The 6,386-nt window shown below is 47.9% G+C and carries 6 protein-coding genes and 5 tRNA genes; 8 read left to right on the forward strand and 3 right to left on the reverse strand.

Going from position 1 to position 6,386, the window contains the following annotated elements; genetic code table 11:
- Positions 1-7 precede the first annotated feature (7 nt).
- A tRNA-Asp gene (locus JIG40_RS00770) sits at positions 8-84 on the forward strand.
- Positions 85-504: 420 nt separating this feature from the next.
- Here the strand turns inward: JIG40_RS00770 and pssA are convergent.
- Positions 505-1,845 (reverse strand): CDP-diacylglycerol--serine O-phosphatidyltransferase, encoded by a 1,341-nt coding sequence (gene pssA, locus JIG40_RS00775; protein ID WP_024374528.1) that lies wholly within the window; start codon positions 1,843-1,845, stop codon positions 505-507.
- A 98-nt stretch (positions 1,846-1,943) separates the two neighbouring features.
- A complete protein-coding gene (locus JIG40_RS00780; RefSeq protein ID WP_199251191.1) occupies positions 1,944-2,369 on the reverse strand; it encodes a GNAT family N-acetyltransferase in 426 nt (141 codons plus the stop codon).
- Positions 2,370-2,434: 65 nt separating this feature from the next.
- Between JIG40_RS00780 and murB the strand changes: the two genes are divergently transcribed.
- Both murB and birA read left to right on the forward strand, forming a co-directional pair.
- Positions 2,435-3,478, forward strand: a complete 1,044-nt coding sequence (murB, locus tag JIG40_RS00785; protein WP_199464614.1) for a UDP-N-acetylmuramate dehydrogenase — start codon at positions 2,435-2,437, stop codon at positions 3,476-3,478.
- On the forward strand, positions 3,475-4,437 hold the full coding sequence (birA, locus tag JIG40_RS00790; protein ID WP_199464615.1) for a bifunctional biotin--[acetyl-CoA-carboxylase] ligase/biotin operon repressor BirA: 963 nt from the start codon (positions 3,475-3,477) through the stop codon (positions 4,435-4,437). Before murB ends, birA begins: the two co-directional genes overlap by 4 nt.
- A 35-nt stretch (positions 4,438-4,472) precedes the next feature.
- Here birA and coaA read toward each other — a convergent pair whose 3' ends face one another.
- Positions 4,473-5,396, reverse strand: coding sequence for a type I pantothenate kinase (coaA, locus tag JIG40_RS00795; RefSeq protein WP_024374524.1), 924 nt, complete (start codon positions 5,394-5,396; stop codon positions 4,473-4,475).
- Between the two features lie 207 nt (positions 5,397-5,603).
- Here coaA and JIG40_RS00800 point away from each other — a divergent pair.
- The 5 genes from JIG40_RS00800 to JIG40_RS00820 all read left to right on the forward strand — a co-directional run.
- Positions 5,604-5,679, forward strand: a tRNA-Thr gene (locus tag JIG40_RS00800).
- A gap of 45 nt (positions 5,680-5,724) precedes the next feature.
- Positions 5,725-5,809: transfer RNA gene (locus JIG40_RS00805), tRNA-Tyr, on the forward strand.
- 35 nt (positions 5,810-5,844) lie between these two features.
- Positions 5,845-5,919: transfer RNA gene (locus JIG40_RS00810), tRNA-Gly, on the forward strand.
- A 13-nt stretch (positions 5,920-5,932) separates the two neighbouring features.
- Positions 5,933-6,008, forward strand: a tRNA-Thr gene (locus JIG40_RS00815).
- A gap of 105 nt (positions 6,009-6,113) precedes the next feature.
- The coding region (locus JIG40_RS00820; RefSeq protein WP_244662614.1) for a GTP-binding protein at positions 6,114-6,386 on the forward strand (273 nt) is incomplete at its 3' end.

Here is a 6,386-nt window from a genome sequence, read left to right on the forward strand (position 1 = left end):
CCAGTGCGGAGCGGTAGTTCAGTTGGTTAGAATACCGGCCTGTCACGCCGGGGGTCGCGGGTTCGAGTCCCGTCCGCTCCGCCACTTATTTAAGACCTCAGCAGCAATGCTGGGGTTTTTTGCTATCTGGGAGTTGCTAAACCTCCACACTCTCCAGCCTCACTGGCGCTTCGCTCTCCTCTTTCTCTTTATGCCCCAGCGTTTTGTCGCTCGTAAGCGTTATTCCTAACGGGTCGTTACCTATTTCAGGCTCTTACCCCTTCGGCTTTGTTGTCATCGCGCCTCTGTTTGCAGAGATAGACCTGGCTTCTCTTGCTTGGCGTTACTCAGGTTGGCTTCAGACTGGTGTACTACAGAACCTTGTCTTGAAGGCTTGCGGAAGAGAGTGTGCGTATCTGGGCCGAAAGTTGTGACCCCTTGGTGCGGTGTTTCTGAGTGGTTAGGGGATAGCAAAGATATAAAAAAAGCCGATGCTGGGCATCGGCTTATCAAAGTGTTGGATACTCAGAGAATCTGTTTGAGCACTCGATCGGCTTTGACCCGCGTAATTTTACGAATCAGGCGCTGAACGGTTTCTGGATAGTTCTCAAGCTTCTCAATTTGTTTGTACGTACAAACCAGTTGAGTGTGCTGGAGAATGTTTTGTACTTCCTGTTCAAAACGCTCAGTCAGGTGATGATAATCATCAGTGATCAGAATTGCGTTCTCTAAGTCTAGCTTCCAGGCGCGTGGATTAAGGTTGTTGCCAGTGATGAGCATATACCGTTTATCCACCCAGATTCCTTTCAAGTGGAAACTGTTATCCCCATCTTTCCACAGATGGATAGAGAGTTTGCGGCTGGCGATATTCGCTTCGTTGATTTTCGCAAATCGACGCAGGTTAAGTTCATACAAATACGGCAATCCACCAATGGTTTTAAACTCTTGCGTCGGTGGAATATAGAAGTCATTCGCCGTTTTATCACCCACCACAATATGGACTTTAACACCGCGTTTAATAGCTTTACGCACTTCCTTGGCGACGCCTTTCGGGAAATTGAAATACGGTGTGCAGATGAAGATTTCATCTTTAGCCTGAGCAATCAGCTGAACGATGTATTGATTCAGGCGGTTGCGGCGTTTGCCGATACCGACCAACGGCGTAATGCCCACTTGATCAGGTGATACCTGCTGCGATTCAAAATCGTACCCAGCTTGAGATAGCGTCGCGCGGAACTGGCGAATATCGGTTTTAATTTCTTTGGTGGTTGGCTTGCTGTGACATGCGAGATCGTTGACCGCCGGGTGAGCCAGCATCTGCTGCTGAATGAACGCGACCATACTGTCGGCCAACACTTGGTTTTCTATCGTATGATAACGGTCAAAGCGGTAACGTTCTTTGTAATGCAAATAGACGTTGTTAAGGCTGGCGCCGCTGTAGATCACTTGATCATCGATAATGAAGCCTTTTAGGTGTAGGACACCAAAGACTTCTTTGCCACGAACGGGAATACCATAAACCGGAATGCAATGGTCATACTGATCTTTGAAAGATTTGTACATCGCCGCATTGCCTTCGGAAGAAGCCGCGCCGATAAGGCCGCGTTGGGCACGGTGCCAGTCAACACAAATATTGATGTCCAGGCCGGGATTGCGTTGCTTCGCTTCATACAGCTCAGTGAGAATTTCGCGACCAGCATCATCATTCTCTAAATAGAGCGCCACTATGTAGATACGCTTACTTGCCTGACGAATCGACTCAATCAGATGAGTGCGGAATTCTTTGGCAGAGAACAAAATACCAAACTTATTCGGATCTTGCGCAATAGTTGGTAGCTGTTCGAATGGGTTTCTACGAGCAATCATAGGGATGCTTTACCTTACGTACGTGCAAAATTGCGAGCAGAGCATATTACCAAAACTCGGCAAAGAAAGGCTAGGAAAGTGCACAATTCTTACCATCTCTATGGGATGAATTGCATCGGAATGAGATCTTTACCGCTTGATGAATAACGATTAAGTAATGTTTGTAGTTCGGTAGGAAGTGTATCAGCCATTACCGGGATGAAAGCCGCTTTGCGGTAAAACTCAGCAAGGTGGCTATAGGCAAAGCAGTAATCGTTATGTTGTAAGATGTGTTGACTACAGTAGTTCAACAAGGCGAGACCGATGCCACATCCTCGTTGGTTACTGTCTACCGCCATGCCGGTCAGCAGCCGATACTGAGCTATTTGGCGAAATCGCACTACGGCGCACAAACCTTGTTCGCTGTACGCACCAATCATTAATTCATCGCTTTTGGGTTTGGTACTCGCGTAGTGCTGCTTATAAAAACGCTTTATCAAAGGCAACTTTATCGGGTCTATGTGTTCAAACTGCAGAGTTGGCATTTGTATCTGTCTTCAAAGTACATCTGTTGTAGAATGACCCCAGTTTAGTTTATTCAAAGAATCTCATGCAATTACATCTCGACGCGAACTTAAAGCCCTATCATACGTTTGGTATCGAACAGTCGTGCAAGGCGCTGGCGATCATTGGATCGGTGGATGATCTGGTGCAACTCTATAAAAATGAGCGTTGGCAAGGCTCACCTAAACTGATGCTGGGTAAGGGCAGTAATATGCTGTTTACTGAACCTTATCAGGGGTTGGTCATGGTGAATAACATTACAGGTATCGAACACCGTGAAGATGAACATCATCACTACCTGCATGTAAACGGAGGCGAAGATTGGCCAGCCTTAGTTACCTGGTGTATGAACCAGCAGTTCTATGGTATGGAGAATCTCGCTCTCATTCCTGGTTGCGCGGGGTCTGCTCCCATTCAGAATATCGGCGCGTATGGAGTCGAGTTTCAGGATATCTGCCAGTATGTGGACTACCTGTGTCTGGAAAGCTTTTCCATCAAGCGTCTTAGCGCGCAAGAGTGCCAGTTTGGTTATCGAGACTCCATTTTTAAACACCAGCTGTATGGTAAAGCGATTGTTGTCGCTGTCGGACTCGTGCTGAAAAAGCACTGGCAAGCGGTAGCCTCTTACGGCCCTTTGCAGGCATTAGGTGAGAGTTGCTCGCCAGAAGAGATCTATCACACAGTATGTCGTACTCGTATGGACAAGTTGCCTGACCCTTCTGTCACTGGTAATGCGGGGAGCTTTTTTAAGAACCCTGTGATTGCAGAGGAACACTACGCGAAACTCAAACAAACGTATCCAGAGATGGTGGCTTATCTGGCAGCAGGCGGTGTGAAAGTGGCGGCGGGCTGGCTTATTGATAGCGCGGGTTTAAAAGGTGTGAGTGTGGGAGGCGCGCAAGTTCATCCCAAACAAGCCCTGGTTCTGATAAATACCGGCCATGCTACGTCACGAGATGTCGTTGAGCTGGCTGCGTTAGTGCGAGAACGAGTCGAAGAGAAATACAGCATTCGCCTTGAACATGAAGTGCGCTTTATGGGCGCAATTCAGGAAACTCATTTAACTACCCTAATGGAGCAAGCAGAGTGAAAGAGCATAGTGTGAAACTGACGTTATTAAAGACATTGTCGGATGGTGCTTTTCATTCTGGTGAATCGCTTGGCGCGCAGTTAGGCATGACCCGTGCCGCGATCAGCAAACACATTCAAGGCATTCAGGAATGGGGCGTGGACGTATTTCGCGTACAAGGCAAAGGCTACCAGTTGGCTCAGCCACTGCATATGTTGGATGAAGCGTTTATTCAAGCTCAAGTGAACAATCTGGTTGAACTGCATCCTATTATTGGTTCAACCAACCAGTATCTGCTGGATAACGTTGATACGTTGACATCAGGCACGGTGTGTTTGGCGGAGTACCAAGCCAATGGGCGAGGACGTCGTGGTCGTCATTGGGTGTCACCTTTCGGCGCTAACCTCTACTTTTCCATGTACTGGCGCCTCGATGCGGGAATTGCGGCGGCTATGGGCCTGAGTTTAGTGGTCGGAGTCGCGATTGTTGAAGCGTTGGAAAAGATGGGGCTGGAAGGCGTCAAACTGAAATGGCCAAACGATCTGTATTACCAAGATCGCAAACTTGCCGGGATTCTGGTGGAGTTGTCGGGTCAAGCCGGCGCGGCTGCCCATTTAGTGATTGGTATGGGGATGAACCTCATTATGCAGGATCGTGAATCCAACATCGATCAGCCGTGGGCGAGTTTGTCGCAGGTGATCGGTCAGGATCGTGTCGATCGTAACCAACTGGCGGTCGCCTTCATTCAGGCACTGGATCAGGCACTGCGCGACTATGAGTTACATGGCATGCAGGACTTTGTCGAACGTTGGAACCGACTGGACAACTTTATTGGCCGTAAAGTGCAACTGATCATGGGCGCCAATGAGATTACCGGTATTGAACGGGGCATCGATGCGCATGGTGGCGTATTGCTGGAAATGGAAGATGGGATAAAGAGCTTTATCGGTGGCGAAATTTCGTTACGTAAAGGTGAATAAAAAAGAGGCTCAGGCCTCTTTTTTTATTGCAGATACTACTTTCTCAGCAGCACTTCTTCCACCGTATGATTGAGGCTTTTACGCAGAATCAGTTGCGCGCGCTCTTTGGTCGGCAAAATGTTCTGTTGCAGGTTTTTGCCGTTGATGTTGTGCCAAATCTCTTTCGCCTTGGCGACGGCCTCTTCTTCGCTCAATTGAGTGTAGTGGCTGAAATACGATCCCGGCTTCATAAAAGCACCTTGGCGAAACTTCATGAAACGTTCCACATACCACTTCTCGATCATCGTGCTGTCGGCATCGACATAAATAGAGAAGTCGAGAAAGTCAGAGATAAAAACACGATGCGGATCATGTGGGTAGTCCATGCCGCTTTGCAGCACATTCAGACCTTCAATGATCAATACGTCCGGGCGATCGACCACTTTAACTTCCGGCGTAATGTCGTAAGTTAGATGCGAGTAGATCGGGGCTTCCACATGTGGCTCGCCAGCTTTCACGTCCGAGACAAACTGGACCAGACGGCGCATGTCATAGGATTCAGGGAACCCCTTTTTATGCATGATGTCGCGTTCGTTCAGAATGCGGTTCGGGTACAGAAAACCATCGGTGGTAATCAACTCGACTTTCGGATGGTTTTCCCAACGTGATAGCAGCGCTTTGAGCAGACGAGCAGTGGTGCTTTTCCCGACGGCGACACTGCCGGCAATACCAATCACAAAAGGTGGTGCTTTTTCGGTGTTACCCAAAAACTGATTCAGCACTGAGTTACGGCTCTGCCTGGCGGCGACATACAAATTCAACAACCTGGCGAGCGGCAGATAGATCTCTATCGCTTCTTTGATGGTTAGGTTTTCATTGATGCCTTGCAGCTCTTGAAGGTCCGTTTCCGACAACGTCATAGGCACAGAATTTCTCAACTCTGCCCACTGATGACGAGCAAAAGACAAGTACGGGCTCATAAAATGCTCAATCGTATAATTAGAATAAGAGAAGGGAACATACAATATGGCGCTGATAATGCAAATGAGAAAGATGACAGAATTAGCGATTGAACCTAAATTCGGGTGAAAAATCATCGAATAAACAAAAACGTGCCAAATTTGGATTTTTTTTAGCTTTAAGGGTTGCAAGCTAAGAAATCATTCAATAGAATGCGCTCCACTTATGCCGACTTAGCTCAGTAGGTAGAGCAACTGACTTGTAATCAGTAGGTCACCAGTTCGATTCCGGTAGTCGGCACCACTTTCCTTAGGAGTAAAACTCCAAGACGTATAGTGGATAAAATTTGGAGGGGTTCCCGAGTGGCCAAAGGGAGCAGACTGTAAATCTGCCGGCTCCGCCTTCGATGGTTCGAATCCGTCCCCCTCCACCATATTCTAAAGGAAATAGCTCTCAGAGTTACGTGTTGCGGGCATCGTATAATGGCTATTACCTCAGCCTTCCAAGCTGATGATGCGGGTTCGATTCCCGCTGCCCGCTCCACTCATTCAAGAGTGCTGATATAGCTCAGGCGGTAGAGCGCATCCTTGGTAAGGATGAGGTCGGCAGTTCGAATCTGCCTATCAGCACCAGCTCTAAGCAAAGTTTTCCTTTTGATATATACTTTACTACCGGTAATTTTTGGTTGCGTGGTCATAAATTAAAGCCACCTATATCCGTACCTAGAGGGACAACTCATGTCTAAAGAAAAATTTGAACGTACGAAACCGCACGTAAACGTTGGTACTATCGGCCACGTTGACCACGGTAAAACAACTCTAACTGCAGCAATCTGTACTACTCTGTCTAAAGTATACGGCGGTGCAGCTCGTGACTTCGCGTCAATCGACAACGCTCCAGAAGAGCGCGAGCGCGGTATCACAATCTCTACTTCTCACGTAGAGTACGACACTCCAAGCCGTCACTACGCACACGTAGACTGCCCAGGACACGCTGACTATGTTAAAAAC

This window comes from Vibrio sp. bablab_jr001, from assembly GCF_016464285.1.
In the GTDB taxonomy this organism is placed as follows: Bacteria; Pseudomonadota; Gammaproteobacteria; order Enterobacterales; family Vibrionaceae; genus Vibrio; species Vibrio fluvialis.